16 protein-coding genes are annotated in these 19,211 nt (G+C 62.6%); 8 read left to right on the plus strand and 8 right to left on the minus strand.

What is annotated here, in order from left to right:
- Positions 1-54 precede the first annotated feature (54 nt).
- Complete coding sequence (locus tag ASD03_RS16160) at positions 55-2,403, plus strand: OmpA family protein (protein WP_025427258.1); 2,349 nt, start codon at positions 55-57, stop codon at positions 2,401-2,403.
- Between the two features lie 100 nt (positions 2,404-2,503).
- Positions 2,504-3,247, plus strand: a complete 744-nt coding sequence (locus ASD03_RS16165; RefSeq protein WP_025427257.1) for a polysaccharide deacetylase family protein — start codon at positions 2,504-2,506, stop codon at positions 3,245-3,247.
- Between the two features lie 75 nt (positions 3,248-3,322).
- Here ASD03_RS16165 and mobB read toward each other — a convergent pair whose 3' ends face one another.
- Genes mobB through ASD03_RS16180 form a run of 3 tightly spaced genes read right to left on the minus strand, consistent with a single transcriptional unit; the run spans position 3,323 to position 5,437 of the window.
- The gene (gene mobB / locus ASD03_RS16170) at positions 3,323-3,850 is read right to left on the minus strand and encodes a molybdopterin-guanine dinucleotide biosynthesis protein B (RefSeq protein WP_025427256.1); all 528 of its coding nucleotides are present in this window, start codon (positions 3,848-3,850) and stop codon (positions 3,323-3,325) included.
- The gene (mobA, locus tag ASD03_RS16175; protein WP_051509168.1) at positions 3,847-4,512 is read right to left on the minus strand and encodes a molybdenum cofactor guanylyltransferase MobA; all 666 of its coding nucleotides are present in this window, start codon (positions 4,510-4,512) and stop codon (positions 3,847-3,849) included. Before mobA ends, mobB begins: the two co-directional genes overlap by 4 nt.
- A gap of 16 nt (positions 4,513-4,528) precedes the next feature.
- Positions 4,529-5,437, minus strand: a complete 909-nt coding sequence (locus ASD03_RS16180; protein ID WP_057214299.1) for a DMT family transporter — start codon at positions 5,435-5,437, stop codon at positions 4,529-4,531.
- A gap of 455 nt (positions 5,438-5,892) precedes the next feature.
- Here ASD03_RS16180 and ASD03_RS16185 point away from each other — a divergent pair, with 455 nt between their 5' ends.
- Positions 5,893-8,445 (plus strand): methyl-accepting chemotaxis protein, encoded by a 2,553-nt coding sequence (locus ASD03_RS16185; RefSeq protein ID WP_025427253.1) that lies wholly within the window; start codon positions 5,893-5,895, stop codon positions 8,443-8,445.
- A gap of 266 nt (positions 8,446-8,711) precedes the next feature.
- Here ASD03_RS16185 and moaA read toward each other — a convergent pair whose 3' ends face one another.
- A complete protein-coding gene (gene moaA / locus ASD03_RS16190) occupies positions 8,712-9,761 on the minus strand; it encodes a GTP 3',8-cyclase MoaA (protein ID WP_025427252.1) in 1,050 nt (349 codons plus the stop codon).
- A 148-nt stretch (positions 9,762-9,909) separates the two neighbouring features.
- Here moaA and ASD03_RS16195 point away from each other — a divergent pair, with 148 nt between their 5' ends.
- Entirely contained in the window at positions 9,910-10,284 is a 375-nt protein-coding gene (locus tag ASD03_RS16195) for a DUF971 domain-containing protein (protein ID WP_025427251.1), read from the plus strand.
- 24 nt (positions 10,285-10,308) lie between these two features.
- The gene (locus ASD03_RS16200; protein ID WP_025427250.1) at positions 10,309-12,129 is read left to right on the plus strand and encodes a monovalent cation:proton antiporter-2 (CPA2) family protein; all 1,821 of its coding nucleotides are present in this window, start codon (positions 10,309-10,311) and stop codon (positions 12,127-12,129) included.
- Positions 12,130-12,155: 26 nt separating this feature from the next.
- Here ASD03_RS16200 and ASD03_RS16205 read toward each other — a convergent pair whose 3' ends face one another.
- Positions 12,156-12,641, minus strand: a complete 486-nt coding sequence (locus tag ASD03_RS16205) for a MarR family transcriptional regulator (RefSeq protein ID WP_025427249.1) — start codon at positions 12,639-12,641, stop codon at positions 12,156-12,158.
- 47 nt (positions 12,642-12,688) lie between these two features.
- On the opposite strand from ASD03_RS16205, the gene ASD03_RS16210 reads away from it, so the two are divergent.
- The 3 genes from ASD03_RS16210 (at position 12,689) to ASD03_RS16220 (ending at position 15,289) form a co-directional block, all read left to right on the plus strand.
- Complete coding sequence (locus tag ASD03_RS16210) at positions 12,689-13,597, plus strand: alpha/beta fold hydrolase (protein WP_025427248.1); 909 nt, start codon at positions 12,689-12,691, stop codon at positions 13,595-13,597.
- Positions 13,598-13,809: 212 nt separating this feature from the next.
- Positions 13,810-14,418: a pyridoxamine 5'-phosphate oxidase family protein gene (locus ASD03_RS16215; RefSeq protein ID WP_025427247.1), complete on the plus strand. Its 609-nt coding sequence runs from the start codon at positions 13,810-13,812 to the stop codon at positions 14,416-14,418.
- 64 nt (positions 14,419-14,482) lie between these two features.
- Positions 14,483-15,289 carry a M15 family metallopeptidase gene (locus ASD03_RS16220; protein ID WP_057214302.1) on the plus strand — a complete coding sequence of 269 codons (807 nt, stop codon included), beginning with the start codon at positions 14,483-14,485 and terminating at the stop codon, positions 15,287-15,289.
- A gap of 33 nt (positions 15,290-15,322) precedes the next feature.
- On the opposite strand, the gene ASD03_RS16225 is transcribed toward ASD03_RS16220, so the two are convergent.
- The 3 genes from ASD03_RS16225 to fumC all read right to left on the minus strand — a co-directional run bounded on the left by ASD03_RS16225 (position 15,323) and on the right by fumC (position 18,824).
- Entirely contained in the window at positions 15,323-15,967 is a 645-nt protein-coding gene (locus ASD03_RS16225) for a L,D-transpeptidase (RefSeq protein ID WP_025427245.1), read from the minus strand.
- Between the two features lie 175 nt (positions 15,968-16,142).
- Entirely contained in the window at positions 16,143-17,213 is a 1,071-nt protein-coding gene (locus ASD03_RS16230) for a GGDEF domain-containing protein (RefSeq protein ID WP_025427244.1), read from the minus strand.
- Between the two features lie 189 nt (positions 17,214-17,402).
- Positions 17,403-18,824 (minus strand): class II fumarate hydratase, encoded by a 1,422-nt coding sequence (fumC, locus tag ASD03_RS16235; RefSeq protein WP_107027596.1) that lies wholly within the window; start codon positions 18,822-18,824, stop codon positions 17,403-17,405.
- Positions 18,825-19,211: the final 387 nt, after the last annotated feature.

A 19,211-nucleotide genomic window follows, 5' to 3' on the forward strand; every position in this document is an offset into this window, starting at 1 on the left:
TCCGGTGGGTAACAGTGGCAGGTAAGGGACCTCCCAGGACGAGGAAGGAAGACTATGTCGATTCGATCCAGACTATTCGCAACCGTGGCGCTACCGGTGCTCTCGGTGTCGCTTGCGGTGCAACCAGCCCTTGCCGACAGCCTGATGAAGCCGTTCGAAGTGGCGCAGGAAGGAAGCGGGCAGCCATCGGAAGAAGAGCTTCTGCTGCAGCAGCGCCAGGCGGAAGAGCAGCAGCGCGCAGCGGAAGAACAACAGCGGGCCGCTGAGGAGCAGCAGCGTGCGGCGGAAGCCGAAGCGCAGCGCCAGCAACAGGAACAGCAGGCCGCCGAACAGCAGAAGGCCGCCGAAGAGGAGGCTGCCCGCCAGGCGGCCGAGCAGCAGCGCGCTGCCGAGGAAGAGGCCGCACGCCAGGCCGCCGAGCAGGAGAAGGCTGCCGAAGCGCAGCGAGCTGCGGAAGAGGAAGCCGCGCGGAAACAGCAGGAACAGCAAGCGGCTGAGCAGCAGAAGGCGGCTGAAGAAGAAGCCGCACGCCAGGCCGCCGAGCAGGAAAAGGCTGCCGAAGCCCAGAAGGCTGCCGAAGAGGAGGCGGCCCGTCAGGCGGCAGAACAACAGAAGGCCGCCGAACAGCAGAAGGCGGCCGAAGACGAAGCTGCGCGCCAGGCTGCCGAACAGGAAAAGGCCGCCGAAGCCCAGAAGGCCGCCGACGAGCAGAAGGCTGCCGAAGGCGAAGCCCAGCAGAAGGCCGCGGACGAGCAGAAGGCTGCGGACGAAGCCGCCCGCCAGGCGGCCGAGCAGCAGAAGGCCGCCGAGGAAGAAGCCAAGCGCCAGGCCGATGAAGCCAAGAAGGCCCAGCAGGGCGAGTGCGTCGTGCCGGAAGGCCAGGATGCATCCACCGCTTGCCCGCCGGCTGGTGGCGAAGCGACGACCGGTCAGCCGCCGGCGACCGAAGGCCAGAACGCCGGTGAACAGCCGCCTGCAACCGACGGGCAGAATGCCGGCGAAGCCGTAGCACCCGCCGTCGAGCCTCAAACCGAGCCGCAGACAGGCGAGGGACAGCCGGCTCCGGGCACCGAGCAGCCGGCGACGGCTGAGCAGCAGCCTCAGGTCCAGCCAGTACCGGAGGTGGTCGACACCCGCACCGAGGAAGAAAAGCAGAAGATCGCCGAAGATCCCGCGGCGTCAGACGAAACTGTCGTTCTGCCGGTTGAAAACGGCGCTGCCGTTCTCGACAGCGACAAGGACGCCGACAATGCCGGCGGCAACAAGTCGCGCGAAGACCGACAGAAGCAGCGCGAAGAACTGCGTGCGCAGGAAGAAGCCGCTCCGGCGCCGACCGATGACGCCTCTTCGCAGGCGCAGATACCGGCAGAGATTCAGGCTGACTTGCCTCAGAAGATCGAAGCGAACCTGAACGAGAAGGGCACGCGCGTCGAGGAAGTGCCGGTATTCGCCGTTCCCGAGACGACCAACATCGTCAACAACACCATTGTCAACAACACGGTGATCAACAACAACACGACCGTCAACAACGTGACGAACAACGTCACCAATGTGGAGGTGGTGCAGGAGATTGACAACCGCGTCATCCTCGGCGTTGGCGACCAGATCTTCGTTCGCGGCGACGATCGTCCACGCCTTCGCCGCGATGCGGAAGAGACCTTCTACGACGAGCTGCCGCGTGGCCGCACCCGCGAAACCATCGTTCGTCCCGGCGGCTACCGGATCGTCACGGTCTACAACCGCTATGGCGACATCCTGCAGCGCTCGCGTGTCGACCGTGATGGCAACGAGTACCTGATGATCTACGCGCCTGAGCGCGACGAAGGTCCGCGTCCGGCGATCATCGACGTCGGCTACGAGCTGCCGCCGATGCGCCTGCGCATCCCGGTTCGCGAATACATCGCCGATGTTTCCGAAGATCCGGACCGTGACTACTACGACTTCCTGGCCGAACCGCCGGTGGAGCGCGTAGAGCGCGTCTATACGATCGACGAAGTGCGGCACTCCGCGCGTCTGCGCGACAAGGTTCGCCGCATCGACCTCGACACCATCACCTTCCCGACGGGCAGTGCCGAAGTGTCGATGTCGCAGGCAAAGACCATGCGCAGCGTTGCCGCCGCCATGGAGAAGGTGCTGGCCAAGGATCCGGGTGAAACCTTCTTCATCGAAGGTCATACCGACGCTGTCGGCTCCGACCGCTCGAACCTGGTGCTTTCCGACCAGCGCGCCGAATCGGTCGCCTCGCTTCTGACCGAGGTCTACGGCATTCCTGCCGAAAACCTGGTGACGCAGGGCTATGGCGAGCGCTTCCTCAAGGTTCGCACCGAGGTCGCCGAGCAGCAGAACCGCCGCGTTACCATTCGCCGCGTGACGCCGCTGGTTCGCCCGGTCGCCCAGCGCTGATCAAAGCGCGGGCACAGTCGCCCGCGCAAATCTTCGGAAACCCGCCCGTCACAGGGCGGGTTTCTGCCGTTTCCATTCTTCTTCTTCATTCCGGATTGCCATGAAAACCGCTGCTCTTCTCATTGCCTCCCTTGCCCTGTTTGCCCAGTCCGCCACTGCGGCGCCGGCACTCGTCGAACCGGACCTGCGGCTTCCGAGCAATCCTTTGGGCAGGGACCAACCTCCGCGCGTGGCGTTGACGCTTGACGCCTGCAGCGGCGCAACCGACATGCGCATCCTCGGAACCCTGATCGAGAACCGCATTCCGGCGACGATCTTTGTGACGGCGCGCTGGTTGAAGCGCAACGGGCTGGTGGTCGAGATGATGAAGGCGCACCCGGACCTGTTCGAGATCGAGGATCATGGCGCCATGCATGTGCCGCCGATCGACATCAAGGTCTCTGTCTATGGGTTGGCTGCGGCAGGCTCGAGCGCTGCCGTTGCGGCCGAGGTCGACGGTGGCGCGGCCGCAATCAAGGCGCATGGCCTTGCCGCACCACGCTGGTTCCGCGGCGCGACGGCGAAATACACCCACACCTCGATGAGCCAGATCCGCGAAATGGGCTACCGCATCGCCGGCTATTCCGTAAATGGCGACGGCGGGTCGCTGCTCGGGGCGGCCATGGCAGAGAAGCGCATCCGCAACGCCCGGGACGGCGACGTCATCATCGCCCATATCAACCAGCCGACGCACGCCGCCGGCGCCGGCGTCGCTCGCGGTATTCTCGACTTAAAGGCAAAGGGCTACAGCTTCGTCCGCCTCAACGATATTCCCGATGAAATGACAGTCGGCGCCACCAACTGACTCTGTTCGACCGCGTGTCGTGACTTCGCGCGGGTAAGCCCTGCGTTTCGCTTGCTCAGCAATGACATGACGGCGTTAACGAGCGCCGCTGTTGCTTTGCAAGCCGGTCACGCGCTCGACAAAATCGGCAATCGTATTCGTGTCGTCGAGATCGAACACGGGCAGATCCGTGTCCGTAACCGGGTGATCGGCGGCAATGGCGCAGATATGCGGATCGGTCGGAGCCAGAGGTTCGCGGTTGGCCGATTCCAGCCGACGGGACTCGATCTTCGGGATCGGCTCGCGCTTGTAGCCTTCGACCAGAACCAGATCGCACGGGGCGAGCCGGGCGATGATTTCCTCGAAACTCGGTTCCGGCCCGCCGCGCAGTTCATGCATGATCGCGAAGCGCGTGCCTGACACGATCGTGACTTCGTGGGCGCCTGCCTCCCGGTGGCGGTAGCTGTCGGCGCCCACCTTGTCGATGTCGAAGTCATGATGAGCGTGCTTGACGGTCGAGACGACGAAGCCGCGCCGTGTCAGTTCGCTGACAAGCCGGACCATAAGCCCGGTCTTGCCGGAATTCTTCCAGCCGGCGATGCCGAAGATTTTCGTCGCAGTCATGCGCTGTTCTCCCCGAGAATGCGAAGCCATTCCTCTGCCCGCAGCAGATCGTCTGGTGTGTTGACGTTGAAGAAGGGGTCGAACAATCCACTGGCTGTGGTGGTCATCGGAAAATCGACCGTGACCGATGGATGGCGCTCGATGAAGGCGCGCACGCGGCGTTTTGGGTCGGTTGTGATCCAGTGTTCTAGGTCATCGGCGAGCGCGACCGGCCATAGGGCAAAAAGCGGATGCAGGGCGTCATCGGATAACGCAACGGCAATCTGCTCGCGCTGCGTCATCGCATCGGTCAGGCGTTGGGCGAGGTCGTGCGGGAAGAAGGGCGTATCGGTGGGCACGACGAGGACATGCGTTGCTGCCGGCGTGATGGCGGCCGTGTGGCGCATGGCGGTCAATACACCGGCGAGTGGGCCAAGAAAGCCGGGCACGGTATCGGCGATGACAGGATGCCCCACGATCGTCTTCTGCTCGGCTGCGCCGTTGAGGTTGATGGCGATGCTTGCGACCTGTGGCCGGAGCCTGTCGATAATCCGCGATAGCATCGTCTTTCCGCCGAGGCTCAATCCGGACTTCGGATGACCCATCCGGCGTGAAAGCCCGCCGGCAAGGATCACGGCCGGCCACGGTGGGTGTCTCGCATCTGGTGTCTTGACTGTTGGCATCGGGCTTTCGTTGTTCCTATTCGAGCGGTCCGGTCAGCGAGCTTTGGGCTATCGGCTTCTTGCCGCGCCGGCTCTCGCGATAGAAGGTGTAGAGGCCGGAACCGATGATCACGGCAACACCAAGCAGCATCCATGCATCCGGCTTCTCCGAGAAGAAGAAAATGCCGATCGTGATCGCAAACAGCAGGCTGGTGTAGCGAAAGGGCGCGATAACGGAGATATCGCCACCGCGCATGGCAAGCACGATCGTCTGGTATCCGACCATCAGAAGCAGGCTTGCGGCAGCGATGTGGGTCAGCGTGGTCGAGGACATCGACTGCCATCCGCCAAGCGGTACGATCATTGCGGCACCGACCAGGGTCGTCACGAGCGCCGTCGTCACCGTGATGTAGAGCGAGGGGATGTCGTGGTCGATGCGGCGGGTGCAAAGATCGCGCGTGGCTGTGCAGAAGACACAGGCAACGACCGTGAGTGCGGCCGGTGTAAAACCTTCCGGCCCCGGGCGAAGGACGATCAGCACGCCGATGAAGCCGACGAAGATGGCGGTCCAGCGCCGCCAGCCGACCGGCTCGCCGAGGAATACGGCGGCGCCGAGCGTCACGGCCAGCGGCAGCGCCTGCATGATCGCGGATGCATTGGCGAGCGGAATCTGTCCGAGCGCCGAGATGTAGGTGATGGACGCCAGCGCCTCCATGATGATGCGCAGGATGATGACCGGCTTCATCATGGTGCGAAGCGGACGAAATGCCCGGAAATGCCGGGCGATGACGATCACCATCAAGGTGGTCAGCAGCCCGCGCACGAACAGGATTTGGCCGACATTCATCGCCCCGGTCACCGATTTCACCAAGGCGTCGTTGCAGGAGAAGGCGACCATCGCCAGGCACATGAAGACGATGCCGCGGAAATTGCTGGAGCATTGCATGCGGGCTGTCCTGCGGCGCCGGATCGGGCGGAAACCTGACGGCGGATGGGAAGGCGAATCCGTTGCCGGATCTCGCATACCGTTTAAGCATCGGCCGCCATTTTGTGCAAACACCAACCCGCCGACGGCGGATTTTTCTTCCAGCGCAAGTAGAATTTTCGGGCAATGGCGAGATCAACCCGGACGAAGACTGTCCGCCGTGCAGAAAATGCGTTCTCCCGAACCGGTTTCTATTCGCGGAATCTTAAGTTTCACTGCCTATCGTCATCGATGATTCCGCTTCCAATCGCATGACGCGATCGGTGGATGGCGTGCGCCGGAACCTTGGCGGCGCGTCATTCCAGAGATGTCGGTCGGGGCCTGGGAGGTGCTTCCGCCGATATTTCACCCGTGCTTCCAGCAAGAAGAAGCCACCGCGCGGACATGTCTCACATAAGAATAATCTGGGGTCCGCAATGTCTTTCATCGATCGTCTATTACAGCGACTGCGAATCGTCACGAAGGTTCTGCTCTTCGTGGTTCCTCTGGTGGCTCTGATCGCGGGTATCGGCCTCATCGGCTTCTTCACGGCGCGAACGCTGAACGGCCACATGACCGTGACGCGCGAAACCATCAACAATCTCTCGGATTTCCAGGCGCTGCGCAGCGCGCTCCAGAGTTTTGCCGATGCGCCGAGCGAAGAAACGCGAGGGGCGCTCAGCGCCCAGATCGACGAACAGGAAAGCGGCGTCCGTTCGCTTGACGGCTTACTGACGCGCGAGGCTGACAAGTCAGAGATCGCCTCCGTGCTGTCGCTCGGTGAAGCCATGCGCGCCCAGACCGAAAAGCTCTGGTCGATCAAGGTCGAACAGGATCAGGTGACGGCTTCGCTCGAGGCGGCGCTGACAGACATGACGACGCAGGGCAACAGCGCCTACAAACAGATCGACATCATCCGCAAGGAATCGGGTGAGAAGGAAGCGTTTGCCAAGGCGCTGCTGTTCGATGCCGCCGCCTATCAGGGGATCGCCGAGCGGATCAAGAAATTCCGCCTACCGGTGACGATGGCGGCGAACGCCGACGCCAAGATCGATCAGGCGGGCAAGTTGCTGCCGCACCTCATCAAGCAGATCGAGGACGCCGAGACGATCGCTTCCGAAAAGGTTCAAAAGCCGATTGCCGAGCTGAAGGATTTGGCGCTGAAGGTCCAGGCGATCCTTGCCGGCGCTGAAGACAGCGAGACCAAGAAGAACGCGTTGGTGCCGATCCTCAGCAAGTTCTCGAAATACGAGGCCGACTTCGCCAAGGAAGCGGCCAAGAACTCCGACACAGCCGCCAAGCGTTTCGTCGGCATGGACAGCGAGATCTCGCAGTTGAAGACGCTGATCGCGCTGATGGGCGATACCTTCAAGGGGCTAGACAGCACGCGGCTGCATATCAGCGAGCTACACCGCAAGCTCGACGCGGAAGGCCGCGATCTGGTGCTGGCCGATATTCAGGCCGTTCGTGACAGCGCGGCGAAACTGTCGGAGCTTGGTGGCAAGAATGCCGCGCTGCGTGACCTGCCGGCCAAGCTCAAGCCGTCGCTCGACAACATCGACAAGGGCACGGCCGCGCTGATCGACGTCGGCGGGCGCTGGCAGGAAGCCAAGACCGCGGCCTCGACACTGGTTGCCGGTGCGAGTGCGACGCTGGAAAGCTTCGTCAGCAGCGCCCAGGAAGCCGGCAAGGTCGACAGCCAGCGTTCGGCTGACATGTCGATCGTGGCGATGGTGGCCGGAACGCTGCTTGCAATCGTCGGCGGCCTGATGCTGGTCGAGACCCTGCGCGGCCCGTTGAAGCGCGTGACCGAGACGATGACCCGGCTTGCCAACGGCGATCTCGACGTGGCGATCGAAGGCCGCAACCGCGGCGACGAGATCGGCGACATGGTGCGTTCTGTAGCGGTGTTCCGCGACAACGCGGTCGAAAACGTCCGGTTGGGACGCGAGGCGGAGGCCGCCCGTACGTTATCGGCGGAAGACGAAGCCCGCCGCGCCGAAGAGCGTGCCAGGATCGAGGCCGAACAGATGCAGGCGCTTAACGCGCTTTCTGACGTGCTGGCGGAGCTTGCCGCCGGCAATCTCGAAGAAGGCATGGCGGAAGACCTGCCGGCCGACTACGTGATCATGGCGCGCACCTACAACAACGCTGTCGAGGCACTGCGCGCCACGCTCAGCGATGTGCGTATGGTGACCGGCGAGATCACCGGCGGCACCAGCAATCTCTCGGCCTCGGCCGACGATCTGGCGCGGCGGACGGAGCAGCAGGCGGCCGCGCTCGAGGAAAGCTCGCGCGCCTTGCGCCAGCTGACAGAGATCGTTCGCTCGACGGCCGAAAGCGCCCGCAAGACCACTGTCTCGGTCGACGAGACCAATTCCTACGCCAAGCATTCTGGCCAGGTCGTCGCCAAGGCGATCGACGCCATGGCGGAGATCAACCGCTCGTCCGAGAAGATCAGCACGATCATCAGCGTCATCGACGAGATCGCCTTCCAGACCAACCTTCTGGCGCTCAATGCCGGCGTCGAGGCGGCGCGGGCGGGCGAGGCGGGTCGCGGCTTTGCCGTGGTCGCGCAGGAGGTACGGGAGCTCGCCCAGCGTTGTGCTGGTGCTGCGCGTGAGATTAAGGGGTTGATTTCCGACAGTTCGGCGCAGGTCAGAAGCGGCGTGGCGCTGGTGAAGGAAACCGGCGACGCGCTTGCAGTGATCAACGACCACATCGGCACCATCCATCAGCTCGTCAGCAACATCGAGGCCGCCGCCGCCGACCAATATACGGGGCTCAACGAGGTCAACTCGGCGGTGCACGAGGTCGAGCTGCTCACCCAGCAGAATGCGGCCATGGTGGAGGAAAACACCGCCGAGATCCACGGCCTGCGCCGGCAGGTCGAGGCGCTCAACGAAAAGATCGAGCGTTTCAAGACCGGTACCTCGACGGTCGCGAGCCAGGCCTATGGCCGTGGCTATGGATCGAACTACGCGGCTTGAGCGAGCCGGCGGGCGGCATCTGCCGGCTGCCCCTCACCCTAATCCTCTCCCCGCAGACGGGGAGAGGGCACGTGCCACGCGACAGGTTTTCGACTGCTTCGGCTCGTTTACGGCGCCATTCCCAACATGTCGATCGCGCATCCTTGCCCGACTCACTTCGTAGCGGTTGACCTTTGTCCGGCCCGCCGCGCAGGCTCAAGGCTCAAGGGAGGCGAGAGCGCTGCCACGCGTGCTCTTCTCCCCGCTGGCGGGGAGAAGAGGGCGGATCAGCCGCCGGTGACGCTCATGTGGCGGGCAACGGCCGGGCGGTTGTGCTCACGATCGATGATGAAGTCGTGGCCCTTCGGCTTGCGGCCGATTGCCTCGTCGATCACCTGGCCGAGATACACGTCGTCGTCCGAGGCCCGCAGTGCTGTGCGCAGGTCGGCGGCGTCATTCTGGCCGAGGCACATGTAAAGCGTGCCGGTGCAGGTCAGCCGGACGCGATTGCAGCTTTCGCAGAAATTATGGGTCATCGGCGTGATGAGGCCGAGCCGGCCGCCGGTTTCGGCGACCTCGACATAACGGGCCGGTCCGCCGGTCTTGTAGGCGATGTCGGACAGCGTGAACTGCTGCTCAAGCTGCCGGCGCATTTCCGACAGCGGCATGTAGTGATCGGTGCGATCTTCCTCGATCTCGCCCATCGGCATGGTTTCGATCAATGTCAGGTCCATGTCGCGACCGTGCGCCCAGCGCATCAGGTCGGGGATCTCGGCGTCGTTGAAGCCTTTCAGCGCAACGGCATTGATCTTGACCTTGATGCCGGCGGCTTGGGCCGCGTCGATGCCTTCGATGACCTTGCCGAGATCGCCCCAGCGGGTGATCTGGTGGAATTTCGCGGGATCGAGCGTGTCGAGCGAGACGTTGATGCGGCGCACGCCGCAATCGGCCAGTTCCGCGGCGTGTTTCGCAAGTTGCGAACCGTTGGTCGTCAGCGTCAGCTCATCAAGGCGCCCGGCCTCGATCTCGCGGCCGAGTTCGCGCACCAGAAACATGATGTTCTTGCGTACCAGCGGTTCGCCGCCGGTCAACCGCAGCTTGCGCACACCCTTGGCGATAAAGGCGGAACAGAGCCGGTGAAGTTCTTCCAGCGTCAGAAGATCCTTCTTCGGCAGGAAGGTCATGTGTTCCGCCATGCAATAGGTGCAGCGGAAATCGCAACGATCGGTAACGGACACGCGCAGATAGGTGATCGCCCGGCCGAACGGATCGATCATCGGGGCGGTTCTGTCCTCAAGCGGCCTTGCGCCGGCTTTCACTATCGCTGCTGTGTTCAAATGTCTTTCTCCCAGCCCCTTCAATGTCGCCAGCAAACGTGGTCGCGTCAAGGCGCATCCTGTCGCAAAGTGTTGATTGGAAAAGCCGGGTAATTCTCCACGGGCGATTCTTCAGTTAAGCGTGAGCTTGAAAACAGGAGCAGACATCATGAGCGAAATCTGGCCGACGGAACTGCGTGTATCGAAAGATCGCCACCGCCTCGTCGTCGCCTTCAATGACGGCGCAACCTTCGACCTTTCGGCGGAGATGATGCGGGTGCTTTCGCCGTCTGCCGAGGTGCAGGGGCATGGACCGGGTCAGCGGGTGACCGTGCCGGGCAAGCGCAACGTCCAGATCATCTCGGTGCAGCCGACCGGAAACTACGCCGTGCGGATCGGCTTCGACGATTTTCACGATACCGGCATCTTTACCTGGACCTATCTCCGCGAGCTGGGCGAGAAGGGCGAGGAGCTTTTTGCGGCTTACGAGCAGGAACTCGCCGACAAGGGCATGTCGCGCGACAAGACCGAAAAGCCACGCTGAACCATCTGAAAAGGAGAGGGTCTATTGGCCGAAGCATCTGATGCGAATGACCTGATGCAGGTGGTCGTGCTGTTGACCGCCGGTGTCGTTGCCGTGCCGCTGTTCAAGCGCATCGGGCTCGGGTCGGTGCTCGGCTATCTCATTGCTGGATTGGTGATCGGCCCGTTCGGCCTGCGCTTCTTCACCGAGCCGCAGGCGATCCTCCATGTGGCCGAACTCGGCGTCGTGATGTTCCTGTTCATCATCGGGCTGGAAATGCAGCCGTCGAAGCTCTGGAGCATGCGCAAGGATATCTTTGGCCTTGGCGCGGCACAGGTGCTCGCCTGCATTGCCGGCCTGACCGGTGTCGGGTTAGAGCTCGGCTTTGCGCCCATTCCCTCCTTCATCGCCGGCACCGGCTTCGTGCTGACCTCGACGGCGATCGTCATGCAGATGCTGCAGGAGCGAAACGAGATTTCGACGCTGAAGGGCCAGCGCATGATCGCGATCCTCCTGTTCGAGGATCTGGCAATCGTGCCGCTGCTGGTGCTCGTGACCCTGCTTGGCAGCAGCGGGGCTGCGAGCGAGCCGTCGGAGCGCTGGATGGCGATCGGCATTGCTTTTGCAGCGCTTGTGGCGCTGGTGATCGCCGGTCGTTACCTGTTGAACCCGCTGTTCCGGCTGTTGGCAGCCGCGGGCGCACGCGAGGTGATGACCGCAGCGGCGCTGCTTGTGGTCCTCGGTTCGGCGCTGGCGATGCAGCAGAGCGGCCTGTCGATGGCGATGGGTGCCTTCCTTGCCGGCGTGCTGCTTTCTGAGTCTGCATTCCGCCACCAGCTCGAAGCCGATATCGAGCCGTTTCGCGGCATCCTGCTCGGCCTGTTCTTCCTTGGTGCCGGCATGGCGATCGACCTGTCGGTGATCGCCGCCAACTGGCAGGTCGTTGTGATTTCCGTGCTCGCCTATATGGCGCTGAAGGGCGTGCTGATCTATGCGGTCGCGCGGCTGCTGCGTGCCTGCCACAGCGAAAGTCTGGAGCGGGCGGTGCTGATGGCGCAGGGCGGCGAATTCGCCTTCGTGCTCTATGCCGCCGCCGTCTCGGCCGGCATCATCGATGCCGAAGCCAATGCGACGCTAACGGCGACGATCATCCTGTCGATGATGCTGACCCCGATCGCGATCTTCATCCATGGCCGTCTCGCCAAACCCGAGCCGCCGAAGACTGACGATCTGGAAGTGCCTGAGAATGTCGAAGGCACGGTGCTGATGATCGGCTTCGGCCGTTTCGGCCAGATCGTCAGCCAGCCGTTGCTGGCGCGCGGTTACAAGCTCTCGCTGATCGACAAGGATGCGGACTTCGTGCGCGACGCTTCGAACTTCGGCTTCCGGGTCTTTTACGGCGATGGATCCCGCAGCGATATCCTGCACGCGGCAGGCGCAGCCACCGCAAGGGCAATCCTCATCTGCGTCGACGACAAGGCGGCGGCGATCAAGATCGCCCACACCGCCAAGGAGGAGTTTCCGCTGGTGCCCGTGCTGGCGCGCGCGTTCGACCGCGGTCATGCCATCGACCTCCTGCACGCCGGGGTGGACTTCGAGATCCGCGAGACGTTCGAATCGGCGCTCGCTTTTGGCACTGAAGTGCTGAATGTTCTGGGCGAGGATGCTGAAACAGCTGCGGATGTGATCGAAGAGTTCCGCGACCTCGACAAGGAGCGCTTTGCGCTCGAAACCATCGGCGGCATCTATGCCGGGCGACAGCTGATCCGAGGCAACGCGCAGCCGTCCGACATTATCGCCTCGCGAACCGCGCGCGAGCGGGCGGAAGCGGAAGCCCGCGAGGCACAGGAAGGCTCAGCCAGCTAAAGACTGGCTCGTGCCCGGTCCGGCAGTCAGGCGAGTTCGTTCTCGTCCCTGAGCAGAACGGCGATGAGCCGCTCCATGGATTGTGCCACGACCATGCAGTCCTCGAGCGGTGCGCCCTCCATCGACTTTTCGATGAGGCCGGTCTGAACCTCCATGGCCTCTTCCGTCAGCGTGCGCCCGGTGGGTGTCAGCGACAGCCGAAGCACGCGCTTGTCCTTGTCGTCGCCGCGGCGCTCGATCAGCCCGCGTTTTTCCAGCTGCGGCAGCAGCATGCTCATGTTGGACCGCCCCACCAGCAGCTTGCGGGCAAGCTCCTGCTGCGAGATCCCGTCAAAGCGATAGAGGTTGATCAGGATGTCGAGATGAGGCGGCTTGATGTCGAGATGCGCGAGCGAGCGCGTCATCGTCTGCTGCATCAACTGACAGGCGCGCGCGACTGCAATCCAGCTACGAAAACGCGGGTGGTCCCAGGGGAAATGATGCTGTTCGTTCATCACTTGCTTTTTGTTCATCGTTGTACAATAATGTTCAGCATTGAACATATCAAGAGATTCTCACTATGGCATCCTTTGCGATCAAGGTCATCCGCCATGCGCTTGCCGGCGTGTCGGTCATTTCTCCCGAGGCCGCCGGCCGGCTCGCCTTCAAACTGTTCAGTGTTACGCCCGGCCGCAAGCCGAAGAGCGCCAAGGAACGCGCGGCCCTTGCCGCTGCCGTCCCGGTGATCGCCAAGGGCGAGCCGGTGACGCTTTCCTATGCCGGCGGGTGGGTCCTAGCACGGCATTTCGCGAGCCCGCGCAATGCCGCCAACGCCAAGCGCGTGCTGCTGGTTCACGGCTGGGGATCGCGCAGCGATTATCTCGCCACCATGATCGAAGGGCTGGTTGCCAGCGGAGCCGAGGTGGTAACACTTGACTGGCCCGGGCATGGCGCCTCGCCGGGGCGGACGCTGACGATGCCGGCCGCCGTCAGGGCGATCGATGCCGCCTGGCGGCATTTCGGGGGCTTTGACGTCAGCGTCGGCCATTCCTTCGGAGGCGCCAGCCTTGCCTGTGCGGCCGGTGGTCTCGTTTGCGACGTGCCTAGTCATGTCGCAAAAAAGCTTGTCCTGATCGGTGCACCGAGCGAGATGACCTGGCTTTTCAAGGGCTTCGGAAAAGTTCTTCGCCTTTCACCCAAAACCCAGGGCGCCTTCGAAGGCGTCGTCGAACGCCTGTCCGGCCGCCGGCTGGAGGATTTCGATGCGGCCAGGATCCTTGAGGTGCGGGCCGTTCCGACATTGATCATCCATGCGGAAGATGACAAGGAGGTTTCGGCCGACCATGCGCGCCGCTATGCGGCGGCCGGACCCAATGTCGAGCTTCACTGGGCGAATGGCTACGGCCATCGCCGCATCGTATCGGCAAGCCCGGTGATCGACAGGATCAATGCTTTCGTCCATGCCGAGGATCGAAAGGCTGCTGCCTGACCGAAGGCTGGTCGCGCATCCGCGTTCTCGCGTCCGATACGGCTTCGGAAGATTTCGCTGATGCCGTCATATGCCCGTCATGCTATCCGTCGAAAGGATCACTTCGACCGCGGTGTTACCGTCTTTCGCGAGGCGAGCGCCGCTGCTGATATTGAGTTGGCTGCATGAAGCCGGATAACGGTTTGGGCATCATGCATTTGCGGGAGGACGGCATGTCGATCATCACCTCGGTCGAGGAATTGAACGCGCTTTACGGCGGCGTCAGCGAGGCATCGGTGGCAAAGGTCACCAAAGTGCTGACCGCAGAGTACCGGCAGATGATCGAGGCATCTCCCTTTGCCGCACTTGCGACCGTAGGTCCCGAAGGGCTCGACTGTTCTCCGCGCGGCGACGACGAATGCGTTGTCCGGGTCGCCGACGACAAGACGGTTCTGATGCCCGACTGGCGCGGCAACAACCGCGTCGATTCGCTCGCCAACATCGTGCGCGACCCGCGCGTGGCGCTGATGTTCCTGGTGCCTGGATCCAACACCACCATGCGCATCAACGGCACCGCCGTCGTCAGCATCGATCCGGCGCTGACTGACTCCTTCGAGATCGATGGCAGGAACCCGCGCAGCGTCCTCGTCGTCACCATCGGCGAGGTCTATTTCCAGTGCGCCCGCGCCTTGATGCGATCGCAGATCTGGAATCCTGAGCGCTTCATCGATCCCGCGACGCTTCCGACGCCCGGTGCGTTGCTGAAGGCCGCCAAGGCCGATTTCGATCGGGATACCTATGACCGCGAATGGCCGGAGCGCGCAGCCCAGACCATGTGGTAGGCTGAACGGCCGAGCGGGTTTGCGAACGACCGCGGAGCCGACGCAAGCCAGAGATGGAAACGTGATGCGACGTGGATCTATAAGCGCGTGTCTTGGTGCCGCCGTTCTGCTTGTCTCGGCCTGTGTCAGCAGAGGCTTGGCGGCCGAGCCGACGCTCAGCGAAAAGCTCGAACTGCTCGCCAGGGCCTATCCGGAGGCGGTCGCCGAGGTCGGCCAAGACACGCTGACCCTGCGCGATGGCGGCCCGGCGCTGCCGATCGATGATGGCAGGCAGAAGAGCCACGCCGAAAAGCTCGCATCCGGCGATATCGAGGACAGTCTTTCGCAGATCTATCCGCTTGGTCCCTGTGCCAAGCCGCCGGGTGTGGATTTCGATCCGGGCCGCATCCGCAGCGAAGCCTTGATGAAACGTCTTTATGGGGGCAGTGCTGCGGGCGTCAGGCGCGATCTTGTCGTGGTTGACTGGTTCGGCGAGCGCCTGAGCGTCACCAGCAGGCACGGTGTGGCCAAGGCGTTGCAGGCGGTCGGGCGCGAGCTTGCCTCACGACCAAAGCTGAAGCGGTATCTCGTGCCCAGTGCCGGGACCTTCAACTGGCGCAACATTGCCGGCGCGCACACGCTCTCGGTGCACAGTTTTGGCGCGGCGATCGATCTCAACACCGGCTTTGCCGGCTACTGGCGCTGGGCGGGCGGAGGCAAGAGCGGCGCGGCGCCCTACCGCAACCGCTATCCGCTGGAGATCGTCGAGGTCTTCGAGAAGCATGGTTTCATCTGGGGCGGCCGCTGGTATCATTTCGACACCATGCATTTCGAGTACCGGCCGGAACTGATCGCCATTGCAAGACAGGCGGGTGCCTCCGCCTGTCGATAGGCTGAGTGTGGACGCCTTGCCTTGACTGGTCGGTCAGTCGCGAACGACCACAGTCGTGCCGAGCTGGACATTGGCATAAAGGTGCTCGACATCCTCGTTGGCCATGCGGATGCAGCCTGATGACATCGCCTTGCCGATCGACAGCGGCTGGTTGGTCCCGTGAATGCGGTAGATCGTCGAGCCGAGATACATGGCGCGGGCACCGAGCGGATTGTCGATGCCGCCCTCCATGCTGGCGGGCAGCACCTTGCCCTTCTTGGCTTCACGAACGCGCATGTCCTCGGGCGGCACCCAGGTGGGCCATTCGGCCTTGCGGCTCACGGTGTTGGTTCCGGTCCACAGAAACCCCTTCCGCCCAACGCTGACGGCGTATTTGACTGCGATGCCGCGGCCGACGACGTGGTAGAGGCGACGCTCGGAATTGTCGATGATGATGGTGCCGGGAGCGGCGGTCTCAGGGAAGGCGACGAGTTCTCGCGCGATCGGTGACTGGCTGATGTCGCCGCGCTTGGCCTTATAGCTGGCGCCGCCTTGCGACAGGACCTGAAGCCAACCGGTCTTGGCGGCGTTGCTGTCGAGGGAGGCGACGGTGATCTGACCCTGTGCCTTTTCGCCGGCGATTGCGGCTGATCCTGTCATCAAGACGATCGCGGTGACGGCTGCAAAAATGCGCTTCATGTCGGTTCTCCCCCTCGGATTGTGGGAACCGATCGTGCTTTCCGTAGCCGTTGGTCCCTGTTGCAACTGTTCTAGCGATTGCAATCAGGCCTGGCTGTTTCCAAGGGAACGAGAGTGCTGACATGAAAATGGCGCCCGATGGACGCCATTTTCATGAAGGGTATCTCGGACGTTGCTAACGTCGGTAGATCAGCCAGTTGCGGCCGGATTCCTTGCGCATGCCGTCTTCGAACAGCATCGTCTTGTTGCGGCCGGCATTCTTGGCGGAATAGAGCGCGATATCCGCCTTGTTGTAGAGATCGACGGCATCCTCCGCGGCGGTCGCCATGCAGACGCCGACCGACAGGGTGATCGGGCCATAATTGACGCCGGTCTTGGAATTTCTAAAGGGCGTGCCGGCCAGTACGGTGCGAATGCGATCGGCGACCTGCAGGCATTCTTCCTGGCTGCTGTCTTTGAGTATGACCGCGAACTCCTCTCCGCCGGTGCGGGCGACAAAGGCGTCGCGGCGGACATTGGCGCGGATGACGCTGCCGACCGTCGCCAGGATCTTGTCGCCGACCGGATGGCCGAACGTGTCGTTCACCTTCTTGAAGTGGTCGATATCGGCAACCAGCAGGCCGGTGAAGTTCTTCTCATGATCGTTGTTGTAGACGGCGGCGAGATTGTCGTCGAAGGCACGGCGGTTGGCGAGCCGCGTCAGCGAATCCGTATTGGCGATCCGCTTGTATTCGTCGAGTTCCTGGCGGATGACCTCCATCTCGAAGGACTTCTGCACCACGGTCTGCACGCGCTCCTTGCCCTGGCTCATCGTGTCGGCGGTCGCCTCGGTGAGGATACCGATGGCGTGGCGCAGGATGTCGGCGCTGGACGCGCTCTTGCTCGTTATGTTGACATAGGCTTCGTCGAGAACCTTGTTGTAAGTCTCGAGCGCATATTGCTCGTCCTTCAACAGGTTGACCAGTTCGGTCAGCTTGGCCGCAAGGCTGGTGTGGGCGCGCTCGATACCGGTCGAGCGATGGATATGGCTGAAATATTGTGCGCCGATCGCGTCGAGTTCCTCCTGGGTCGCGCGGCTGCCGAGAGCTGCGAGTTCCTTGGACAATTGCGGATTCGAACCGAGGTAGGCTTCGTAATAAAGCTCGTAATTGCGCGGTATCGGCGACACGCCCATCATGCGCATCGCATGAGTTACTTGTGCTGCGATATCCGGAGCTTGCGTTTTTCCAGAGGTGGCCGTTTGCATTCGCAAACCCCCAATATTACTCATTGCTTACAGGTACTGATTTTTAGGGGCAAATGATTTGCGAAGTCTTAATGATTGCTTCTGCGAATGAAGACAATTCGACTTAACGCAGACAATGCAATGTCCCGTCGATCCGGGCGAGGGCCGAGCCGCGACGCGGATTAAGGCGCCGCGGCAGGGGTATACGGATCAGGCCGGGCTGATCATCGTTTCCGGACGCACGATGGCGTCGAACTCTTCGTTGGTGACGTAACCGCCGCCGACGGCTTCTTCGCGCAGTGTCGTGCCGTTCTTGTGGGCGGTCTTAGCGATCTTGGCCGCGTTGTCGTAGCCGATCTTCGGCGCCAGCGCCGTCACCAGCATCAGCGAGCGGTCGAGCGCTGCCTTGATGTTGTCTTCGCGGGCCTCGATGCCGACGACGCAGTTGTCGGTGAAGGAGATCGCGGCATCGGCGAGCAACTGTACCGACTGCAGGAAGTTATAGGCCATCAGCGGGTTGAAGACGTTGAGCTCGAAATGGCCCTGGCTGCCGGCAAAGGTCAGTGCGGCGTTGTTGCCGAACACCTGGACGCAGACCTGTGTGAGCGCTTCGCACTGGGTCGGGTTGACCTTGCCCGGCATGATCGACGAACCCGGTTCGTTTTCCGGCAGCGAGAGCTCGCCGAGGCCCGAGCGCGGGCCGGAGCCGAGGAAGCGAATGTCGTTGGCAATCTTGAAGAGGGCAGCTGCTGCGGCGTTGATAGCGCCGTGGCTGAAGACCATCGAATCGTGGGCGGCAAGCGCTTCGAACTTGTTCGGTGCCGTGGTGAAGGCAATGCCGGTGATCTTGGCGATTTCTTCCGCGACCTTCTCGGCAAAGCCGATGGGTGCATTGAGGCCGGTACCCACGGCGGTACCGCCCTGCGCGAGCTCGCAAAGGCCGGGCAGGGTCAACTCGATGCGCTTGATCGAGGACGCGACCTGGGCGGCATAACCGGAGAATTCCTGGCCGAGCGTCAGCGGGGTTGCGTCCTGGGTGTGGGTGCGGCCGATCTTGATGATGTGATCGAACGCCTTGACCTTGGCTTCGAGCGCCTCGTGCAGGTGCTTTAGCGCCGGCAGCAGATCATGGATCACCCGCTCCGCGCAGGCGATGTGCATCGCCGTCGGATAGGTATCGTTGGACGATTGGCTCATGTTGACGTGGTCGTTCGGATGCACCGGCGTCTTCGAGCCCATGACGCCGCCGAGCATTTCGATTGCGCGGTTCGAGATGACCTCGTTGGCGTTCATGTTCGACTGGGTGCCGGAGCCTGTTTGCCAGACAACCAACGGGAAGTGGTCATTGAGCTTGCCGTCGATGACTTCCTGCGAGGCCTTGACGATGGCATCGGCAATGGTTGCATCCAGGCGACCGAGCGCCATGTTGGTGCGGGCCGCGGCCTGCTTGACGATGCCGAGCGCGCTGACGATTGCGACCGGCTGTTTTTCCCAGCCGATCTTGAAGTTGCCGAGGGAACGCTCGGCCTGGGCGCCCCAATAGCGGTCGTTTGCCACTTGGATGGGGCCGAACGTATCTGTTTCCGTGCGCGTCGATGTCATCGTGATCCCTGCCTTCGTCATGCGGTTCATGAAGTCTGGGCGAGGGGACGCGGTCGCAACCGGCTGTCCCTTCCCCAAGGTGCCGGGCCTCTCTCTGCCCCGGCTGGCAAGGCTTGTAAAGAGGTGGCCCCGGAGCTGGCAATGCTACAATCGTTTGAAAGGCGGGCGTGCGACAAAGAGCGGCCTTTGCAGTCGTGCAGCGGCTGATTCGCGTGCGCGCGGCGAACCCGGATTCCTTGTGGCGTTTCAGTCACATTCGTTGCCTTCCTTTAAGGCTCGCATTGCTCGCCTTGCCGTGCGGGCCGGGTGGCAACGACACTAATGTCGATGCAAATCAAATTTTTACGCCCCCTCGAACGTCCTGGCAATCAAGCGGTTTTTTTAACACGCAGAGGTGTTTTCATGCACGTTCGGGGA

It is taken from the genome of Ensifer sp. Root127 (assembly GCF_001425225.1).
In the GTDB taxonomy this organism is placed as follows: domain Bacteria; phylum Pseudomonadota; class Alphaproteobacteria; order Rhizobiales; family Rhizobiaceae; genus Ensifer; species Ensifer canadensis.